General features: G+C 71.5%; 16 protein-coding genes. 3 read left to right on the forward strand and 13 right to left on the reverse strand.

The features are described from left to right. Positions 1 to 53: 53 nt before the first annotated feature. Positions 54 to 1,076, forward strand: a complete 1,023-nt coding sequence (locus ACZ7GZ_RS27625; protein ID WP_471028177.1) for a GNAT family N-acetyltransferase — start codon at positions 54 to 56, stop codon at positions 1,074 to 1,076. A gap of 7 nt (positions 1,077 to 1,083) precedes the next feature. Next, positions 1,084 to 1,950: a transglutaminase family protein gene (locus ACZ7GZ_RS27630; RefSeq protein WP_471028178.1), complete on the forward strand. Its 867-nt coding sequence runs from the start codon at positions 1,084 to 1,086 to the stop codon at positions 1,948 to 1,950. A 30-nt stretch (positions 1,951 to 1,980) separates the two neighbouring features. Here ACZ7GZ_RS27630 and ACZ7GZ_RS27635 read toward each other — a convergent pair whose 3' ends face one another. The 8 genes from ACZ7GZ_RS27635 to ACZ7GZ_RS27670 all read right to left on the reverse strand — a co-directional run bounded on the left by ACZ7GZ_RS27635 (position 1,981) and on the right by ACZ7GZ_RS27670 (position 9,723). Continuing rightward, entirely contained in the window at positions 1,981 to 2,595 is a 615-nt protein-coding gene (locus tag ACZ7GZ_RS27635) for a response regulator (protein WP_471028179.1), read from the reverse strand. Continuing rightward, positions 2,592 to 3,782, reverse strand: a complete 1,191-nt coding sequence (locus ACZ7GZ_RS27640; RefSeq protein ID WP_471028316.1) for a sensor histidine kinase — start codon at positions 3,780 to 3,782, stop codon at positions 2,592 to 2,594. The genes ACZ7GZ_RS27635 and ACZ7GZ_RS27640 overlap by 4 nt, the downstream gene beginning before the upstream one ends. Positions 3,783 to 3,787: 5 nt before the next feature. Then, positions 3,788 to 4,528, reverse strand: coding sequence for an ABC transporter permease (locus ACZ7GZ_RS27645; protein ID WP_471028180.1), 741 nt, complete (start codon positions 4,526 to 4,528; stop codon positions 3,788 to 3,790). Further along, positions 4,525 to 5,454 (reverse strand): ABC transporter ATP-binding protein, encoded by a 930-nt coding sequence (locus ACZ7GZ_RS27650; protein WP_471028183.1) that lies wholly within the window; start codon positions 5,452 to 5,454, stop codon positions 4,525 to 4,527. The genes ACZ7GZ_RS27645 and ACZ7GZ_RS27650 overlap by 4 nt, the downstream gene beginning before the upstream one ends. A gap of 141 nt (positions 5,455 to 5,595) precedes the next feature. Then, on the reverse strand, positions 5,596 to 8,007 hold the full coding sequence (locus ACZ7GZ_RS27655; protein ID WP_471028184.1) for a hypothetical protein: 2,412 nt from the start codon (positions 8,005 to 8,007) through the stop codon (positions 5,596 to 5,598). Positions 8,008 to 8,198: 191 nt separating this feature from the next. Next, positions 8,199 to 8,615 (reverse strand): DUF6113 family protein, encoded by a 417-nt coding sequence (locus tag ACZ7GZ_RS27660; RefSeq protein WP_471028186.1) that lies wholly within the window; start codon positions 8,613 to 8,615, stop codon positions 8,199 to 8,201. Then, positions 8,612 to 9,472, reverse strand: a complete 861-nt coding sequence (gene mshB / locus ACZ7GZ_RS27665) for an N-acetyl-1-D-myo-inositol-2-amino-2-deoxy-alpha-D-glucopyranoside deacetylase (RefSeq protein ID WP_471028188.1) — start codon at positions 9,470 to 9,472, stop codon at positions 8,612 to 8,614. Before mshB ends, ACZ7GZ_RS27660 begins: the two co-directional genes overlap by 4 nt. A 56-nt stretch (positions 9,473 to 9,528) precedes the next feature. Continuing rightward, complete coding sequence (locus ACZ7GZ_RS27670; RefSeq protein ID WP_471028191.1) at positions 9,529 to 9,723, reverse strand: hypothetical protein; 195 nt, start codon at positions 9,721 to 9,723, stop codon at positions 9,529 to 9,531. A 165-nt stretch (positions 9,724 to 9,888) separates the two neighbouring features. On the opposite strand from ACZ7GZ_RS27670, the gene ACZ7GZ_RS27675 reads away from it, so the two are divergent. Beyond that, positions 9,889 to 12,027 (forward strand): S9 family peptidase, encoded by a 2,139-nt coding sequence (locus ACZ7GZ_RS27675; protein WP_471028192.1) that lies wholly within the window; start codon positions 9,889 to 9,891, stop codon positions 12,025 to 12,027. Positions 12,028 to 12,143: 116 nt separating this feature from the next. Here ACZ7GZ_RS27675 and ACZ7GZ_RS27680 read toward each other — a convergent pair whose 3' ends face one another. From ACZ7GZ_RS27680 to ACZ7GZ_RS27700, 5 genes are all read right to left on the reverse strand, one after another. After that, positions 12,144 to 13,208: an ABC transporter ATP-binding protein gene (locus ACZ7GZ_RS27680; protein WP_471028193.1), complete on the reverse strand. Its 1,065-nt coding sequence runs from the start codon at positions 13,206 to 13,208 to the stop codon at positions 12,144 to 12,146. Next, positions 13,192 to 14,175 carry an ABC transporter ATP-binding protein gene (locus ACZ7GZ_RS27685; RefSeq protein ID WP_471028194.1) on the reverse strand — a complete coding sequence of 328 codons (984 nt, stop codon included), beginning with the start codon at positions 14,173 to 14,175 and terminating at the stop codon, positions 13,192 to 13,194. The genes ACZ7GZ_RS27680 and ACZ7GZ_RS27685 overlap by 17 nt, the downstream gene beginning before the upstream one ends. Positions 14,176 to 14,437: 262 nt before the next feature. Then, the gene (locus tag ACZ7GZ_RS27690; RefSeq protein WP_471028197.1) at positions 14,438 to 15,418 is read right to left on the reverse strand and encodes an ABC transporter permease; all 981 of its coding nucleotides are present in this window, start codon (positions 15,416 to 15,418) and stop codon (positions 14,438 to 14,440) included. Continuing rightward, positions 15,411 to 16,331: an ABC transporter permease gene (locus ACZ7GZ_RS27695; protein ID WP_471028199.1), complete on the reverse strand. Its 921-nt coding sequence runs from the start codon at positions 16,329 to 16,331 to the stop codon at positions 15,411 to 15,413. Before ACZ7GZ_RS27695 ends, ACZ7GZ_RS27690 begins: the two co-directional genes overlap by 8 nt. A 5-nt stretch (positions 16,332 to 16,336) precedes the next feature. Further along, the gene (locus tag ACZ7GZ_RS27700) at positions 16,337 to 17,956 is read right to left on the reverse strand and encodes a peptide ABC transporter substrate-binding protein (RefSeq protein WP_471028202.1); all 1,620 of its coding nucleotides are present in this window, start codon (positions 17,954 to 17,956) and stop codon (positions 16,337 to 16,339) included. Positions 17,957 to 18,354: the final 398 nt, after the last annotated feature.

The following is an 18,354-nucleotide window of genomic DNA, read 5'->3' on the forward strand; positions in this document are numbered from 1 at the left end:
CCCTAGTATCTCCGTTCCGGAGCACGATCCGAACAGGAGGGGTGAACTGACCAGTGGAAATCTCGGCGGCAGGACGCCTGGAAGTCCGAATCACCCCCGCTGACGTGGGAAAACGAGTCTCAGTACGGCGCTTGAGCGAACCTGGGGCGGCACAGGAGAAGTTCACCGACACGGTGGGTGTTCTCACATCATGGGACGATGGCGTGCTCATGATCACACAACGGGATGGACGGAGTGTCCGGATCGCCGAGTCTGCCCTGGTCGCGGGCAAGGTCGTACCGGCGGCTCCGGCGCGCCGCCGCGGACCCGCCGCCTCGTACGGGGAACTCGCGCCGGTCCTCTCGCGCGGATGGCCGCCACTGGAGACCGAGCGGCTCGGGGAGTGGGAGCTGCGGGCCGCCGGCGGGTTTACTCGGCGGGCCAACAGCGTGCTCCCCCTCGGTGATCCGGGCGTTCCGCTCGACGCGGCCCTTGCGGCCGTACGACGCTGGTACGGCGAGCGTGGACTGCCCGCCTACGTCCAGACGGCCACCGGGGCCGAGGGCACGCAGGAGGTGCTGTCCGCGCATCTGGAGCGGCGTGGCTGGGTGCGGGAGGTGACCGCCGAGGTGTGGACGGGTGCCCTGGCGCCGGTCGCGGACCGGGCCGAGGGCGCCGGTGTGGCGTTGTCCCGGCAGGCGGACGAGGCGTGGCTCGCCCGGTACCGGCGAAAGGGGGTGAGCGAGGTGGCCCTGCGGGTGCTCAGCGGTGGGCCGTCGGTGTGGTTCGCGTCCGTGCCGGGTGCGGAGGGTGAGCCTCCGGCCGCGATCGGACGGTGCGTCGTGGACGGGCGGTGGGCCGGGTTCGCCGCCGTCGAGGTGGATCCCGGGCGGCGCCGGCAGGGGCTCGCCACCGAGGTGATGGCCGCGCTGGCCCGGCGCGCGCTGGACGAGGGCGCCTCGGCGGCCTGGCTGCAGGTCGAGACGGACAGCGAGGGTGCCCGCGCGCTCTACGCCGCGCTGGGCTTCGCACCGCACCACGCGTACCACCACTACCGGGCGCCGGAAGAGCGGGGCGACCGCCGCGGAAGGGCATGAGCCTGCCATGCGTCCCCCGTATCTCCCGCCGCCCTATCCGCCCCCGCCGGAGCGGTCGGCCGAGTTGCGCCGGAGGTTCGCCGAGGAGGCGCGGTCCGAGCGGCCGGATCTGTCGGCGCTGTGCCTGCTGATCGGCGCCGAGGCGGACGGCTCGCTGGACGAGACCGGCATCGACGCGGCGCAGGCGGAGCTGGACCGGCTCGCGGGCGAGCTGCCGTACCGGCCGGGTGGGCCGCAGGCCTGGGCGGAGGCCGTTCGGCGGCTGCTCGGGGCCCGCTACGCGTTCCACGGGACGCCCGGCGACTACCAGCGGCTGGAGTCCTCCCTGCTGCACGAGGTGCTGCGGCGACGGCGGGGGCTGCCGATCCTGCTGTCGGTGGTGTGGCTGGAGGTCGCGCGGCGCGCGGGGGCTCCGGTGTACGGGGTGGCGCTGCCGGGGCACTTCGTGGTCGGGTTCGGCGCGGCGGAGGAGCAGGTGCTGGCCGACCCGTTCGACGGCGGGCGGGTGCTGACCGGGACCGACGCGGAGATGCTCGTGGCCGGGGCCACGGGGGCGCCCCTGGATGCCGCCATGCTGGAGCCCGCGGCGCCGCTGGACGTCGTCCAGCGGATCCTGAACAACGTCCGCGCGTGGGCCACGGCGCGGCCCGAGCGGTCCGATGTGGCGCTGTGGGCCGTGGAGCTGGCCCTGCTGGTACCCGCGCACCCGGCGCGGCTGCGCTACGAGCGGGGGCAACTGCTGGTGCAGCGGGGCGAGTTCGTGTCAGGCGCGGAAGAGCTGGAGTATTACGCCGACTTGATCGAGGTGGTGGACGAGCCGGCCGCACGCACGGTTCGGCAACAGGCGCACACCGCTCGCGCGATGCTCAACTGAGAAGCCGGTCGAGCCGGAAGCGAAGGGTGTTCACAGCCACCCCTTCTCCCGGGCTGTCCGCACCGCCTCCGCCCGGTTGCGTACCGCGAGCTTCTGGATGGCCGTGGAGAGGTAGTTGCGGACGGTGCCCTGGGAGAGGTGGAGGGTCTTGGCCAGCTCGGCGTTGGTGGAACCGTCGGCCGCCGCGCGCAGCACCTCGCGTTCGCGCTCGGTCAGCGGGTTCGCGCCCTCGGCGAGCGCGGCGGCGGCGAGCGTGGGGTCGATGACCCGCTCGCCGGCCAGCACCTTGCGGACGGCCTCGGCGAGCTGGGCGGCCGGGGCGTCCTTGACGAGGAAGGCGTCGGCGCCGGCCTCCATGGCGCTGCGCAGATAGCCGGGGCGCCCGAAAGTGGTCAGGACGACCAGTTTGACCCCCGGGAACTCCCGGTGGACCTGGGCCGCCGCCTCGATGCCGGTGCAGCCGGGCATCTCGATGTCGAGCAGCGCCACGTCCACGCCGTGCGTGCCGACGGCCCCGAGGACCTCGTCCCCGCGCGCGACCTGGGCGACGACCTCGATGTCGTCCTCGAGGCCGAGCAGCGCGGCCAGGGCCTCGCGGACCATCGACTGGTCCTCGGCCAGGAGGACCTTGATCGTGCTCGTCATGCCCCGGATCCTACGTCCCCCGGAAGGGCCGCCGGGACGCGGGCGACCAGCCGGAACCCGTGCCGGAACCGGCCCGCCTCCAGAGTGCCGCCGGCCTTCTCCAGCCGCTCGGTCAGACCGGTCAGACCGTTGCCGGGCCCGCCGCCGGTGCCCCCGGATCCGTTGTCCTCGACGGAGAGTTCGAGCATCGGACCGTCCAGGGTCTGGCGGTGGGCGAGCTGGACGAGGCACTTGTCGGCGCCGGAGTGCCGGACGACGTTGGTGACCGCCTCGCGCAGCGCCCAGGCGAGCACGGACTCGGCCTCCTCGGGGACACCGTCGAGGTCGGGCTCGGCGGGCACCTCGGCGGTGACACCGGCGGCGGTCAGGGCGATCTGGGTGCCGGCGAGTTCGGCGGCGAGCCGGGGGCGCCGGTATCCGGTGACGGCCTCGCGGACGTCCACCAGGGCCTGCCTGCTGACCTGTTCGATGTCGGCGACCTGCTGGGCCGCCTTGTCGGGGTGGTCGGGCAGCATCCGGCCGGCCAGCTCGCTCTTCAGCGTGATCAGGGAGAGGGAGTGGCCGAGCAGGTCGTGCAGGTCGCGGGCGAGGCGGAGGCGCTCCTCGTTGGCGGCGAGGTGGGCGACGGTGGCCCTCGCCTTGCGCAACTCGACGGTGGTCCGGATGAGTTGGCTGACACCGACCATCGCGAACCCGATCAGCGGGACGAGCAGCAGGCTGTCGTCGGCCTTCTCGTCCCAGTGCGCTCCGATGAGGTACATCGCGACGGTCGCCGCGGGGATCGCCCAGAACGCGGCCCGGACCGGCAGGGTGGCCCCGCAGGCGACCGACAGGTAGACGAACAGGCCGAGCCACGCGCCGCCCAGGGTGTACGCCAGCAGGGGGGCGAGGACTCCGAGGACCGCGATCAGTGAGAGGGCGACCCGTGGGGCGAAGGTCTGGCCGATGTTCCGGAAGACCAGCGTCAGGTAGGCGGTGACGAAGGCGGCGAGGCCGATCGCGCCGCCCACCGTGCCGGCCGTGGTGTGGTGGCCGGAGGTCAGGTCCTTGACCGGCGAACTGAGGAAGACCAGCCAGACGCCGATCCACAGCATCTTGACCATCAGCTCGCGCCGGCTGGTCGGACCCTGGCCGATCCGCACCTGCGTCTCCGGCCCCGCCTCACCGTTCTGCCGGTCTTCCGTCATCATGCTCACGCCTTCAGCGTGTCCTTCCGGTACAGCCAGGCCGCGCCGCCCGCGAACAGGACGAAGTAGACGGCGAGGATCGCGATGTCCGTCGCGCTCGGGGCCTGGCTCTGCTCGATCGCCCGTCCCAGAGCAGCGTACGCGTGCGTGGGCAGCCACTTCGCGATGTCCTGCAGGATCTTCGGGAAGGTGGTGGACGGCATCCACAGGCCGCCGAGGATCGACAGACCGAAGTAGACGATCATGGTGATCGGGCGGACCGCGTCACCGGAGGCGAGGTAGCCGAGGGCGACACCGAGCGCGGCGAAGACCAGGCTGCCGGCCCAGATGACCCCGGTGAGGGCGAGCCACTGCCAGGCGTCCAGGTGGACGTGCTTGACGGCGGCGGCGGCCACGAACACCACGATGATCGACGGCAGGCTCACCACGGCGGCGCTGGCGGTCTTGGCGAGGACGTAGCCGCGCCCGGGCAGCGGGGTCAGCCGCAGCTGTCGTACCCAGCCGCTCTCGCGCTCCTTGGCGATGCGCTCGCTGTTGCCCATCAGGACGGCCGTCAGGGCGCCGAAGGAGGCCATGGAGACCATCAGGTAAGTGGCGACGGTCAGACCGGTGCCGTCGACCCTGGAGGTGGAGCCGGAGCTGCTGGAGAAGATCAGGAACAGGATCGCGGGGTAGAGCACCGAGAAGAACAGGAACTTCTTGTTCCGGAAGGCACGCGCGAGTTCGAGTTTGATCAGGGCGTTCATGACTGCTTGGCCTCCTCGGCCTCCGTGATGGCGACGAAGGCCTGCTCCAGACCGAGACCGGCGACTTCGAGGTTGCGGGGGTAGACGCCGAGGCCGTACAGGGCGTGCACGCTGGCGTCGGCGTCGGACGACTGGATGCGGACGGTCTGCCCGGACACGTCGAGGGACGTCAGGAAGGGCAGGGCGCGCAGGGCGGCCTCGTCGATCTCGCCCTCCAGGTCGAAGGAGACCCGGCGGGCGCCCGCCTTGGCCTTGATCTCGGCAGCGGTGCCGTCGGCGAGGAGCCGGCCGCGGTGCAGCACCAGGACCCGGTCGGCGATGGCGTCGGCCTCTTCGAGGTAGTGGGTGGCGAACAGGACGGTACGGCCCTGGTCGGCCTGCTCGCGCATGGTGGCCCAGAAGGCCTGGCGGGCGGAGACGTCCATGCCGGTGGTCGGCTCGTCCAGGATGATCAGGTCGCTGTCGCCGGCGGTGGCGAGGGCGAAGCGCACGCGCTGGGCCTGGCCGCCGGAGAGCTTGTTGACCTTGCGGTCGGCGATCTGCGTGATGCCGGCGCGGGCCATGACGTCCGCGGCCTTGTACGGCTTCGGGTGCAGCGAGCAGCCCAGCTTCACCAGTTCCTGGACGGTGACCTCGTCCATCAGCCCGCCGCTCTGCAGCATCGCCCCGACCCGCCCGGCGACGATCGCCTCGCGCGGGGTGCCGCCGAAGAGGCTCACCGCGCCGCCGTCGGGGTGCTTGAGGCCGAGGAGCAGGTCGAGGGTGGTGGACTTGCCGGCCCCGTTGGGGCCGAGGAGGGCGACGGTCTCGCCCGGATACAGCCGGAGCGAGAGCCCGTCGACGGCCCGCACGCTCCCGTACGTCTTGGTCACCTGGTCGAAGCCGACCACCGGGGTGGTGGTGGCCGGTGCCGCAGTTGTCGTCATGGCATCCATGCTCGCGGCGGGGGCCGGGTGCCGGGCAGTGTCGGGGGTCCTGAGTGCCGGATGACAGATGTCATGCGGATCGGGTGACGGGCATGGCGAAGGGGGCGCCCGTATCGCTGGGCGCCCCCGTGCACGGCCGGACTAACTGGGGTTGGGGTCGACGACCGCGACCCGGTTGGTCTTGCTGATCAGGGCCTGGCGGAGGGCGACGTAGACGTCCTGCGGGGTGACAGGGGTCTTCTTGTTGTTGCCGCGGGTGATGAGTACGCCGTCGAAGGTCTTGCCGTACAACTGCTTCAGGGCGGCCAGGTCGGGCTTGTCGACCAGCTTGCCGTCCGACGTGGGCACTACCTTGAGGAACTTCCAGAGCGATTTCTCCGGGCTCATCACCACCACGTGCCCCGCGCCCGCCGACACGGTCACCTTGCCCGACATCGCCGGCTCCGCGAACTCCTTCATCTCGCGGTCGACCTCGGCCTTGGACACCGTCGGCTGCTTGGTGGCCGCCGGGACGGTGACCGGGTTCGCCGTGCCCGTCTCGACCATGGCGCGGTAGGCCTGCTCGACCGCCTTCGTCGACTGGGCCGCGTCGATGGCCTTGCCCGCCTTGCCGTAGACGGCGACGGCCGCGCCGGGCTTGAAGTCGATGCCGCCCTCGGTGACCGCGCCGGAGCCGCCGCCGGTCTGCTGGAGGGCCGCCTGCAGCTTCTCCTCGTCCACCGGCATCTCCGGGTCGATCACCCGCTTCTGCCCGAAGAGCGAGCCGATGACGTGGACCGGGTTGTAGTCGCTGGTCGCGGCCTTGCTCACGGTGGCCTGGAAGTCGAACTGGAGGCCGGCGTTCTCCGGGGTGACGCTGACCGTGTTGCCGCCGACGGAGAGCTTCAGCGGCTTGTTCACCCGGTTGCCGAAGGCGTCGTCGAGCTTCTTGACGGCGTCGTCACGGGTGCCGCCGCCGATGTCCACACCGAGGACCGTGGTGCCCTTGGGGACGTCGGTGTGGTTCATCAAAAGGCCCGCGCCGTAGGCACCGCCCGCGACGACGACCACGCCGACGCCCAGCAGCACCAGCTTGCTGCGGCCCTTCTTCTTCGGCTTGGCCTGCGCCTTGGGCGCGGGGGACGGCTCCGGCCCGGCCGGGGCCTGGGTGGCCGGGCCGTCGGGCCGGGCGCCGCCGAACGGCGAGGTGCCGGCGCCGGGGACGACCGGGATGCCGCTGGTGACGGTGTGTCCGGAGACGTTGTCGACCGGGCGGTAGCCGGGCGTGGCCGGTTCGGGGGCCGGCTTCTGCGGGGTGAGGATCGCGGTGTCGTCGCTGAGCCCGCCGCCCGGACCTAGTCCGGGGCCGCCGGGCTGGCCGCCGGGGCCGGTGCCCGGACCGCCGGGGCCGCCGGGGCCGCCGGGGCCGGCCGGACCTTCGAGGTCGGCGAGGTCGGCGAGGGCGCTGCGGGGGGGCTGGGTGCCCCGGCCGCCGGGGCCACCGTAGCCGCCTCCCGTGCTGGGGGAACCGCCGGAGCGGGGGCCGCCGTCGAAGGGTTCGCCGCCGTCCGGGCCGGGCCCGCCGCCTGACGGGACGAGGGGGCCGTCGCCGGTGACCGGGCCACTGGTGGGGCCGGCCGGGCCCTGCGGGCCGCCGGGACCGCCCTGGCCGCGCGGGCCGTTGAAGCCGCTGGGACCGCCGGGGCCGTTCGGTCCGCTCGCGCCCGCCGCACCGCCGAAGCCGTCCGGGCCGCCCGCGCCGGTCGGGCCCGTGGCGCCGAAGGTGTCCTGGCCGCCGTTCTCCGAGAAGTAGGGCAGGTCGTCGCGGCGCGGTTCGCCGCTGGACGCGCCGGGGCGGGAGCCGCCGCCCAGCGGGCCCGCGGCCAGGGCCTCGGTCACGTCGAAGGAGCCGGTGCCGCCGCCGTGTCCGGGGGCGACGGGGCCGCCGGTGGCGCCGGGCAGGCCCTTGCCGTTCGTACCGCCGGAGCGGGAGCCGCCCGGCACACTCATGGAACCGACCACACCGCCGGGACGGCCGCCGCCCGGTCGTGCGCCGGTGGTACCGGCCGCACCGGATGCTCCCGGACCACCCGAACGGGTGCCCGACGCGCCCGAGGCGGGGGTGGAACCACCGGACGTTCCGGCCCCGTTCGTGCCACCGCCGGCCGGACCGCCCTTGCCGCCGCCGGACTTGCGGGGTGCGAACCAGTCGCTGGTCTTCTCCTCGGCCTGGCCCGCGGGCTCGGCTGCGGGCTCGGCGGTGCCGGTACCGGTGGCGGTCCGGTCGGCGGCGGGCCGCGCGTCGGCGGGCGTCTCGTCCCCGGCACCGTCGGCATCCCCGACGGGCTTGCGCACGACGACCGGCGGGATGGGCCGGGATCCGGGAATGTTGATGCGGATCCGGGTCGTCAGCGTGGTCTCGGTCTTCTTCTCCTCCGGCCGCGTGCCCGAACGACCCGCGTCCGCACCGTCACCGGAAGCCATGGGGGTCCCGTACGGCGGCGTGCCGGAGGGGTATGCGGCTCCGCCGCGCCCGTTGGGCCCGGAGGACGGAGTGTCAGTTTCACGACTCAAGGCAGGTTCTCCCAGTTGGCTCCACCGCCCGACACGACCCCACCATGGGGGTCCCCCCGCTCGAGCGAAGCCGGGAGCGGGGGAGGCTCGGCGGCGCGCACCACCATACTGGCCACTTCTGGCGCGTAGCCCATGACCGCTGAGGAAACCCACACCGGACTCGCACGTGCGCCGCACGGCGAAGTGGTACGTCACTTGCCAAGTCGGGCGGCACCGCCGCGAGGTTGCCGTCCGGCGCCAACGGTGGCGCAGATCACAGCGAGGGCCATGCCGCCGAGCAGGAAGAGGTAGGAGCCGCCTCCCGCGCTGAAGAGGAAGTCGCCTTCGGGACGCGAGGTGGTGAGCAGGATGACGGTGACGATCCAGCCCGCCACCGGTGCGACCGCCCCGCCCCGGCCGCCGGTGGCGTACGCCCCGCCGAGGAAGAGCCCGGCCGCGCCCGCGAGGGCGAGCAGCAGCCCGCCGGGGAACCAGGCGGCCTGGACGAGGGTGCCGGCGAACCCGGTGACGGCGCCGAGGAGGAAGAGGCCGGCATGGGCGGCGGCCCGTCCGGCGGAGGGCGGGCGCAGCGGCTGGGCGAGCAGCGGGCCCTGTCCCGGGTTGCTCATGACGTCTCCTCCAGGTCGAGCCCGGCGAACAGGTCGGTCTCCCCGGGCTGCGCCGTGCCGTGCACCAGCTCGTAGTACTCGGTGGTGAACAGCGGCTGGGCCAGTTCGTTGGAGAGCGCGAAGTAGGGTTCGGCCACGTCGATCTGGGTGACGTGGGCGCGCATCGCGGCGGCCTTGGCGGCGGCGTGGGCGGTGCCGTCGACGGCGGTGGTGATCCGCTCGTCGTCGACCACACCGGGTACGTCGTCCAGGGACGCGCTCTTGCCGAAGGGCAGGACGGGCAGCTCGTCCTGGAGGCGGGCGAAGGCGGCCTCGGCGACGGAGCGCGGGACGCGGTTCCAGTACACCTTGGCGATCCGGTGGCCGCGCTCGGCCGCGAGGTCGACGGCGCGCATGGCGACGCGGTGGGCCTGGACGTGGTCGGGGTGGCCGTACCCGCCGTGGTCGTCGTAGGTGACGAGGACCTGGGGACGGACCTCCAGGATCACCTCGGCGAGGTGCCCGGCGGCCTGGTCCACATCGGCCTGCCAGAAGCACCCGGGGTCGTCATTGTCCGGGATGCCCATCATGCCGGAGTCCCCGTACCGCCCCGCCCCGCCGAGCAGCCTGGCGTCCGTCACGCCCAGCTCGCGCACGGCGGCGGCCAGCTCCCCGCGCCGGTGCGCGCCCAGCGCCGGGCCCGTCAGGTGCCGCAGCTCCGGCGGGATGACCTCGCCCCGCTCCCCGAGGGTGCAGGTGACCAGGGTCACATGGGCGCCCTCGGCCGCGTACCTGGCCATGGTCGCGCCGTTGTTGATCGACTCGTCGTCCGGGTGCGCGTGCACCAGCAGCAGACGCCGGGCTGGCAGTTCCGTCATGGGACCACCCTACGAGGCCGTCCCGTCCTCGCGCGGCAGGCCGAGATGGACGCCGCTCAGAACTTGATGCTGCCGATCATGCTGGCGACGTTCGTCGTCAGCTCGCTGATCGTGGGAGCGACGGTCGAGGAGGCGAGATAGAAGCCGAGCAGGATGCAGACGATCGCATGGCCGCCCTTCAGCCCTGACTTCTTGATCAGCAGGAAGACGATGATCGCCAGCAGCACCACCGCCGAAATCGAGAGTGCCACGGCGGCTCACCTCCAAAGATCGGCAGATCCAGATCAGTTGAGCAAATCCATGCAGACGCCAGCAGGGTTCCTACCCACACAGCGGTAGTGATCATAACTATCCGTGCTCGCGCATCGCTCGGCGCACGGCCGCACAAGGGGGCGCATGGCCAATATGGTCGGGGTATGACGACCGAGCCTGACTCCTTCCCCCGTCGGCACGCCCGGACCCAGCGGTTCACGCTCGGCGCGCCGCGCGCGTTCACCGTGGCGCCCGACGGTTCACGTGTCGCGTTCCTGCGTTCCGGCTCCGGCACCGACCGGGCCAACTCCCTCTGGGTCATGGACCTTCCGGAGGGCGAAGAGCGCCTGGCGGCCGATCCGGGCCCGCTTCTCGGCGGCGCCCGCGAAGAGCTCTCGGCCGAGGAGCGGGCGCGCCGGGAGCGCAGCCGGGAGGGGGGTGCGGGCATCGTCGGCTATGCCACCGACACCGCCGTGGAGTTGGCGTCTTTCGCCTTGTCGGGGCGGCTCTTCACGGCCGAGCTGCGGGCCGGCACGACACGTGAACTCCGGGTGCCGGGACCGGTGATCGACCCGCGCCCCTCCCCCGACGGCCGGCACATCGCGTATGTCGTCCAGGGCGCGCTGCGGGTCGTGGGCGCCGAGGGCGAGGACGACCGGGCGCTGGCGGAGCCGGAGCCCGCGGCAGGCCCGGGGCAGGTCGCCTACGGGCTCGCGGAGTTCGTCGCGGCGGAGGAGATGGGGCGTTCGCGCGGTTTCTGGTGGGCGCCGGACGGGGGCCGGCTGCTCGTGGCGCGCGTGGACGACACGCCGGTGCGGCGGTGGTGGATCGCGGATCCGGCCCACCCGGAGCGTGAGCCGCACACCGTCGCGTACCCGGCCGCCGGCACGCCCAACGCGGACGTACGGCTGTTCCTGCTCGGGCTCGACGGGGAGCGCACGGAAGTCGCGTGGGACCGGGCCCGCTATCCGTATCTGGCACATGTGCACTGGTCAGCGGCGGGTGCACCGCTGGTGCTGGTGCAGGCGCGGGACCAGCGAAGCCAGCTGTTCCTGGCGGTGGACCCGGAGACCGGGGCGACGCGCATGGTGCACGCGGACGAAGATCCAAGTTGGCTTGAATTGTTCGCCGGAGTGCCCTGCTGGAGCCCCTCCGGGCAGCTTGTCCGGATCGCGGACGAAGGTGGCGCCCGAGTGCTGGCGGTCGGTGAACGGCCGTTGACCAGCGGCCAGTTGCATCTGCGCGCGGTACTGGACGTGGGCGCCGACGACGTGCTGGTTTCCGCCTCGGCGGGCACGGAGGCACAGGAGCCGGAGACCGGCGAGGTCCATGTGTACCGGGTGAACGAGCTGGGCGTGGAGCGCGTGTCGCAGGAGCCCGGCGTGCACTCGGCGGTGCGCGCAGGGGGCGTGACGGTGCTCGTGTCGGCGAGCCTGGACAGGCCGGGCACCCGTGTCCAGGTGCTGCGTGACGGAAAACCAGCGACGACTGTCCGGTCGTACGCCGAAGATCCCGGTATGTCCCCGCGTGTGACCCTCACCCAGGGGGGCGCACGCCGAATTCCGTGCGCCGTGCTTATGCCACGGGACTACCACGGGGACACACCCCTGCCCGTCCTGATGGACCCCTACGGCGGCCCGCACGGCCAGCGGGTGGTCGCGGCGCACAACCCCCACCTCACCTCGCAGTGGTTCGCCGACCAGGGTTTCGCGGTGATCGTGGCGGACGGACGCGGCACACCGGGGCACTCGCCGGCCTGGGAGAAGGCGGTCCGGGACGAGCTGGCGGCCGTCGTGCTCCAGGACCAGGTGGACGCGCTGCACGCGCTCGCCGGGGACTTCCCGCTGGACCTGGGCCGGGTGGCGATCCGCGGCTGGTCCTTCGGCGGCTATCTGGCGGCGCTGGCGGTGCTGCGCCGCCCGGACGTCTTCCACGCGGCGGTCGTCGGCGCCCCGGTCACCGATCTGCGCCTGTACGACACCCACTACCAGGAGCGCTACCTCGGCCACCCGGACGAACAGCCGGAGGTCTACCGCCGCAACTCGTTGATCGACGACGCGGGACTGGTCGACCCGGCCGAGCCGCACCGCCCGATGATGGTCATCCACGGGCTGGCGGACGACAACGTCGTCGTCGCCCACTCCCTGCGGCTGTCCTCCGCCCTGCTCGCCGCGGGCCGCCCGCACGAGGTCCTGCCGCTGTCCGGGGTGACGCACATGACCCCGCAGGAGACCGTCGCGGAGAACCTGCTGCGACTGCAGCTGGACTTCCTCCGGCGCGCACTGCCCCAGCCGGGAAAATGACCGCCAACCGCGTTAACACCCAGGCAACTTCACGGAAGCGGTACCGATATACGGACGCGGGAGGCTGATCAGCGTACGGCCGTGCGGGTGCCGTGAACGGGCCGGGATGCACCATGTCATCCCGGCCCGTTGCCGTACTCACCGCCCTCCGTCGGCACCACCCGCCGCTCCTCCGCGAAGTGACAGGCCGAGGCGTGGGCCGCCGGGCCGGACGTGTCGCGGAAGGCGGCCGGTACCGCGAGGGCCGGGACCTCGCGGGCACAGCGTTCCTGCGCCTTCCAGCAGCGGGTGCGGAAGCGGCAGCCGGAGGGGATGTTCGTCGGGGACGGCACATCGCCGGTGAGGATGATCCGCTCACGGTGTTCGCGTGCCTCGGGGTTCGGGACCGGGACCGCCGAGAGCAGCGCCTGGGTGTAGGGGTGCGTGGGGTGGTCGTAGATCTCGGCGTCCCGGCCGGTCTCCATGATCCGCCCGAGGTACATCACACACACCCGGTCGGAGATGTGCCGGACGACGGACAGGTCGTGGGCGATGAAGACATAGGAGAGGTCGAACTCCGACTGGAGGCGGTCCAGCAGGTTGATCACCTGGGCCTGGACCGAGACGTCCAGCGCGGACACCGGCTCGTCGGCGACGATCACCTCGGGGCGCAGGGCCAGCCCCCGTGCGATGCCGATGCGTTGGCGCTGACCGCCGGAGAACTGGTGCGGATAGCGGTTGACGTACTCCGGGTTGAGGCCGACCACGTCCAGGAGCTCCTGGACCCGGCGGCGGCGGTCACCCTTGGGCGCGGCCTCGGGGTGGATGTCGTACGGCTCCCCGATGATGTCCCCGACCGTCATACGGGGGTTGAGGGAGGTGTACGGGTCCTGGAAGACCATCTGGATGTTGCGGCGGACCGCCTTGAGGGCCTTGCCGGACAGCCGGGTGATGTCCTCTCCCTTGAACCGGATGGAGCCGGCCGTGGGGCGTTCGAGATGGCAGAGCATCTTCGCGACGGTCGACTTGCCGCAGCCCGACTCCCCCACGATGCCGAGGGTTTCGCCCCTGCCGAGGGTGAAGTCGACGCCGTCGACGGCCTTCACCGATCCGACCTGCTTCCTGAACAGGATGCCGTGGGTGAGCGGGTAGTGCTTGACCAGCCCGGTCACGTCGAGGATCGGCTCAGCGGTCGCGGTCATCCAGGCACTCCCTCCAGAAGTGGCAGGCACTGGCGCGTACGCCGGAGACCTCGTACAGCGGGGGTTCGCCGGTGCGGCAGACGTCCCTCGCCATCGGGCAGCGCGGGTGGAAGGAGCAGCCGGGCGGGATGTCCATCAGGTTCGGCGGCAGGCCCTTGATGGCGTACAGCTCCTGTCCCTTCTGGTCCAGGCGGGGGATGGAGTCCAGCAGGCCGCGGGTGTAGGGGTGGGCGGGCGCCTTGTAGATGTCGTGCACGGGTGCCGACTCGACGATCTTCCCGGCGTACATCACGGCGATCCGGTCGGCGACGTCCGCCACGACCCCCAGGTCATGGGTGATGAGGATGAGCCCCATGTGGTACTCGCGCTGCAGCTCGGCGAGCAGGTCCATGACCTGGGCCTGCACGGTGACGTCCAGGGCGGTGGTGGGCTCGTCGGCGATGATCAGCGCCGGTTCCAGGGCCATCGCCATGGCGATCATGATGCGCTGGCGCATGCCGCCGGAGAACTGGTGGGGGTAGTCGCGGACGCGCTGGGCGGCGGCCGGGATGCGCACCCGCTCCATCAGCTCGACGGCCTTGCCTCGCGCGTCCTTCTTCGACATCCCGCGGTGCACGACGAACATCTCGCCGAGCTGGTCCCCGACGGAGAGGACGGGGTTGAGGGCCGACAGGGCGTCCTGGAAGATCATCGCCATCCCGGCGCCCCGGATCCTCCGCCGCTCCTCTTCCTTCAGGGTGAGCAGGTTCCGCCCCTGGAACAGGATCTCGCCCCCGGTGATCCTCCCCGGCGGCATGTCGAGGATCCCCATGACGGCCTGCGCGGTGACGGACTTGCCCGACCCGGACTCCCCGAGCACGGCCAGGGTCTCCCCGGCGTCGACCCCGTAGCTCACCCCGTTGACGGCATGCGCCACCCCGTCCCGCGTCCGGAACTCCACGTGCAGGCCCCGCACTTCGAGCAACACCCCACCCTCACCTCGTCTTCGGATCGAAGGCGCCGCGGACTCCGAACACCCCACACACGTCCCGCACTTCCCATGGCACGGCCGTCACCTCAGCTTCGGATCGAGGGCGTCGCGGAGGGCGTCGCCGAGCATGACGAGGGCGGACACCCTGACCGCCGGCGCTTCCCCGCGCCCCGGCAGACCCACGCCGACACCCATACCTCCCGCCCCCGCCCCCGACGGCCCGGCCCACCCGCGGAACGCGACATCGCAGCACCCGCCATCACCTCAGCTTCGGATCGAGGGCGTCGCGGATGGCGTCGCCGAGCATGATGAAGGCCAGGACCGTGACGGCCAGGGCGCCCGAGGGCCACAGGAGGGCGTGGGGGGCGTTGCGGATGTACGGGGAGGCGTTGGAGATGTCGATGCCCCAGGAGACGCTGGGCGGTTTCAGTCCCACTCCGAGGTACGACAGGGTCGCCTCCAGCGCGATGTAGGTGCCGAGGGCGATGGTCGCCACCACGATCACCGGGGCGACGGCGTTCGGGGCGATGTGGCGCAGCAGGATGCGGGAGTCGGAGGCGCCGAGGGCGCGGGCGGCCAGGACGTAGTCGTTCTGTTTGGCGGTGATCACCGAGCCGCGGGCGATCCGGCTGATCTGCGGCCAGCCCAGCAGGACCATGAAGCCGATCACCGGCCAGACCGTGTTGCTGGTCACCACCGAGAGCAGGACGAGGCCTCCCAGGACCACCGGGATCGCGAAGAAGATGTCGGTGATCCGGGACAGGACCGAGTCCCAGACGCCGCCGAAGTAACCGGCGAGGGCGCCCAGTACCGCCCCGACGACGGCCACCCCGAGGGTCGCCAGCACGCCCACCGTGACGGACGTACGGGCGCCGTACACCGTGCGTGTGTAGACGTTGCAGCCCTGGCCGTCGTATCCGAAGGGCGCGCCCGGCCCCGGCCCGTCCTGGGCCCTGGCGAGGTCGCACTTCAGGGGGCTGCCGGAGGCGATCGCCGAGGGCCACAGGGAGATGAGGACGAGGAAGACGATGACCAGGGCGGAGATCAGGAACACCGGGTTGCGGCGCAGGTCCCGCCAGGCGTCGGACCACAGGGAGCGGGGCCTGCCGGACGGCCCGGTGCCTTCCGGCCCCCCGGGCGTCCGCTCCAGCGTGGCCGCCTCGCTCGCGCCCAGGTCCATCGCACCGCCCATGCCGGTCCCGGCGATCGCGCCCTCGGGCTCGTACGGCTGCTCAGGCATAGCGGATCCTCGGGTCGAGTACGGCGTACAGGAGGTCGACGAGGAGGTTGGCGACGAGGAAGACCAGGACGAGGACGGTCACGAAACCGACCACCGTCTGGGTGTTCTGGCGCAGGATGCCCTGGTAGAGCTGGAAGCCGACGCCATGGATGTTGAAGATCCGCTCGGTGGCGATCGCTCCGCCCATCAGCGCGCCGATGTCGGCACCGATGAAGGTGACCACGGGAATCAGGGAGTTGCGCAGCAGGTGCCGGACGATCACCCGGCGCCGGGGCAGCCCCTTGGCGATCGCGGTACGGACGTAGTCGGCCCGCTTGTTCTCCGCGATGGCGGTGCGGGTCAGCCGGGTGACGTAGGCGAGGGAGACGGAGGCGAGGACCAGGCCGGGCAGGATCAGCTCGTCATAACCGCCGTAGCGCACGGACGGGCTGATCCACTGCCATCTGATGCCGAGCAGCAGCTGGAGCAGCAGACCGGTGACGAAGGTGGGGACGGAGATCACCACCAGGGTGGCCAGCAGCACCCCGGTGTCGACGGGCCGGCCGCGCCGCATGCCCGTCAGCACGCCCAGCGTCACGCCGACGACGATCTCGAAGAGGATCGCGACGATCGTGAGCCGGATGGTGACGGGGAACGCCGCTCCCATCAGCTCGGTGACCTCCTGGCCGTTGAAGGCGGTGCCGAAGTCGCCGGTCAGGATGTTGCCCATGTAGGTCACGTACTGCTGCCAGAGCGGCTTGTCCAAGCCGAACTCCCGCTCCAGCTGGGCGGCCGTCGCCGGGTCGCAGGCCCGCTCCCCGCACAGACCGGCGATGGGGTCGCCCATCACGTTCACCATCAGGAAGATCAGCAGCGTCGACCCGAAGAACACCGGGATCATCTGGAGCAGCCGCCTCGCGACGTAGCGCCCCATGCGGCTCAGCCGACCTTGATCTCGTTGTAGACCGGCACGCTGAAGGGGTTGAGCGCCACGTGGGAGAGCCGGGAGGTGTAGCCGGCGCTGCCGTTCTGGTACCAGAGCGGGATGGCCGCCATGGTGTCGCGGACGACCTCCTCGGCCTGCTGGAAGAGCCTGACGGCCGTGGCCTGGTCGGTCTCGGCGTTGGCCCGGTCGACGAGCCGGTCGAACCGCTTGTCGGACCACTTGCCGTCGTTGGAGGAGGCGCCCGTGTAGTACAGCGGCTGCAGAAAGTTCTGGATCAACGGGTAGTCCATCTGCCAGCCGGCCCGGAAGGGACCGGACATCTTCTGATGGGTGGTCTGGTTGCGGAAGTCGGCGAAGGTGCCGATCGGGTTGCCGACGCAGGCCCGGTCGTTGCCGAGGGCGTTGTTGATGGAGTTGCAGACGGCGTCCACCCACTGGCGGTGCGAGCCGGTGTCCGCGTTGTAGGTGATCGTCAGCCGGCCCCCGGGGATCCCGCCGCCCTCCTGGATGAGCTTCCTGGCCTGCGCCGGGTCGTAGTCGCAGGCGTGGCCGCACAGGCCGGGCTTGTAGCCGCCGGCCGCGCCGAGCACCGGGGAGGTCCAGTCGGTGGCCGGGGTGCGGGTGTTCCGGAAGATGGTCTCGGTGATCTGCTTCCGGTTGATCGCCATGGACAGGCCCGTGCGGACCTTCCGCGCCCCGCTGGTGTTCCACTTCGGGTCGTAGTAGGGGAAGGCCAGGGTCTGCAGGATGCCGGCCGGGGTGTTGATGTAGCGGCCGTTCAGGTCGGTCACGACGTTCTTGAGCTGGCTGGCCGGCACGTCGTCGACGAGGTCGAGGTTGCCGGCCAGCACGTCGGTGTACGCGGTGCCGCTGTCGGTGTACACCAGCAGGGTCACGCCGACGTTCCGGGCCGGGTCGGGGCCGGGGTAGGCGTCCCACTTCCTCAGGTTCATCGCGGAGCCCTTGGTGTACGACTCGATCTGGTAGGGCCCGTTGCCGACCGGTTTTCTCACCCAGGCCGCGTGGTCGGTGAAGAAGGCGCGCGGGAGGGGGACGTAGGCCGCGTAGCCGAGGGTGTCGGGGAAGCTGGAGAACTTCTGGTCGAGGGTGACGGTGAAGGTCCTGGGGCCGGTGACCCTGAGCCCGGACAGGGTGTCGGCGGTCTGCGCGCCGTTGTCGGGGTGGACCTTGTCGTAGCCCTCGATGTAGCCGAAGAAGTACGCGTTCTTCTGGTTGTTGCGCAGGCTCGCCCCGTAGTTCCAGGCGTCCACGAAGGACCGGGCGGTGACCGGTTCGCCGTTGCTGAACCTCCAGCCGTTCTTGACGGTGACGGCGAAGTGCCGCGAGTCCGGCGTGTCGATGCGCTCGGCGAGCATGTTCCGGGCCTTGCCGGTCTTCGGGTCGTACTTCTTCAGGCCGCGGAAGATCATGTCGAGGACCTTGCCGCCCTGCACCTCGTTGGTGTTGGCGGGCTCCAGCGGGTTCTGCGGGTCGCTCCAGGAGGAGGTCAGCACGCCGGGGCCGCCGAACCCGCCGCCGCCCCCGCAGGCGGTGACCGTCAGCCCCGCGGCGATCGCGCAGGCGGCCCATCCGGCGTGCGCTTTTCCACGCATGCAGTGCCTCCTCCGCGCTCACCGATCCGATACCGGCCACTATCGGATCCGATACGGGTCAATATCGGCTCACACGGCGCGTATCGCATGCCCGTCGCCGGATTGAGGGGCCTTTAGGGGGACAGGTCATCCGAATGCAGACAGCCACCTGGGCGAGCGCGGACGATCTTCCGCGGATGGCGCAACAGATCTCCGCGCAACGTTGCCGAAACGTTGGATTGCGACGTGCCGATGTACGCATTTCGACACACTACCGTCCGCATATCGAACTCATTGCCTGATTGGTCCAGTTGGTCCGATGTGAAGCACGGATTGATTACAGCGTGCTACCCGCGTAGCTACGGAACAGTCAAGTCTGAGCAAAGAACGTAAAGACGCAACCAAGGCGATCGAGAATT

This window comes from Streptomyces sp. NPDC037288 (genome assembly GCF_055603265.1).

What these genes read in the sequence shown, in the direction of transcription:
- ACZ7GZ_RS27690 (WP_471028197.1), bottom strand. Translation starts at nt 15,418, where the DNA reads ATGCCTGAGCAGCCGTACGAGCCCGAGGGCGCGATCGCCGGGACCGGC.
- ACZ7GZ_RS27680 (WP_471028193.1), bottom strand. Translation starts at nt 13,208, where the DNA reads ATGACCGCGACCGCTGAGCCGATCCTCGACGTGACCGGGCTGGTCAAG.
- ACZ7GZ_RS27675 (WP_471028192.1), top strand. Translation starts at nt 9,889, where the DNA reads ATGACGACCGAGCCTGACTCCTTCCCCCGTCGGCACGCCCGGACCCAG.
- ACZ7GZ_RS27635 (WP_471028179.1), bottom strand. Translation starts at nt 2,595, where the DNA reads ATGACGAGCACGATCAAGGTCCTCCTGGCCGAGGACCAGTCGATGGTC.
- ACZ7GZ_RS27700 (WP_471028202.1), bottom strand. Translation starts at nt 17,956, where the DNA reads ATGCGTGGAAAAGCGCACGCCGGATGGGCCGCCTGCGCGATCGCCGCG.
- ACZ7GZ_RS27695 (WP_471028199.1), bottom strand. Translation starts at nt 16,331, where the DNA reads ATGGGGCGCTACGTCGCGAGGCGGCTGCTCCAGATGATCCCGGTGTTC.
- ACZ7GZ_RS27630 (WP_471028178.1), top strand. Translation starts at nt 1,084, where the DNA reads ATGCGTCCCCCGTATCTCCCGCCGCCCTATCCGCCCCCGCCGGAGCGG.
- ACZ7GZ_RS27640 (WP_471028316.1), bottom strand. Translation starts at nt 3,782, where the DNA reads ATGACGGAAGACCGGCAGAACGGTGAGGCGGGGCCGGAGACGCAGGTG.
- ACZ7GZ_RS27650 (WP_471028183.1), bottom strand. Translation starts at nt 5,454, where the DNA reads ATGACGACAACTGCGGCACCGGCCACCACCACCCCGGTGGTCGGCTTC.
- ACZ7GZ_RS27660 (WP_471028186.1), bottom strand. Translation starts at nt 8,615, where the DNA reads ATGAGCAACCCGGGACAGGGCCCGCTGCTCGCCCAGCCGCTGCGCCCG.
- ACZ7GZ_RS27645 (WP_471028180.1), bottom strand. Translation starts at nt 4,528, where the DNA reads ATGAACGCCCTGATCAAACTCGAACTCGCGCGTGCCTTCCGGAACAAG.
- mshB (WP_471028188.1), bottom strand. Translation starts at nt 9,472, where the DNA reads ATGACGGAACTGCCAGCCCGGCGTCTGCTGCTGGTGCACGCGCACCCG.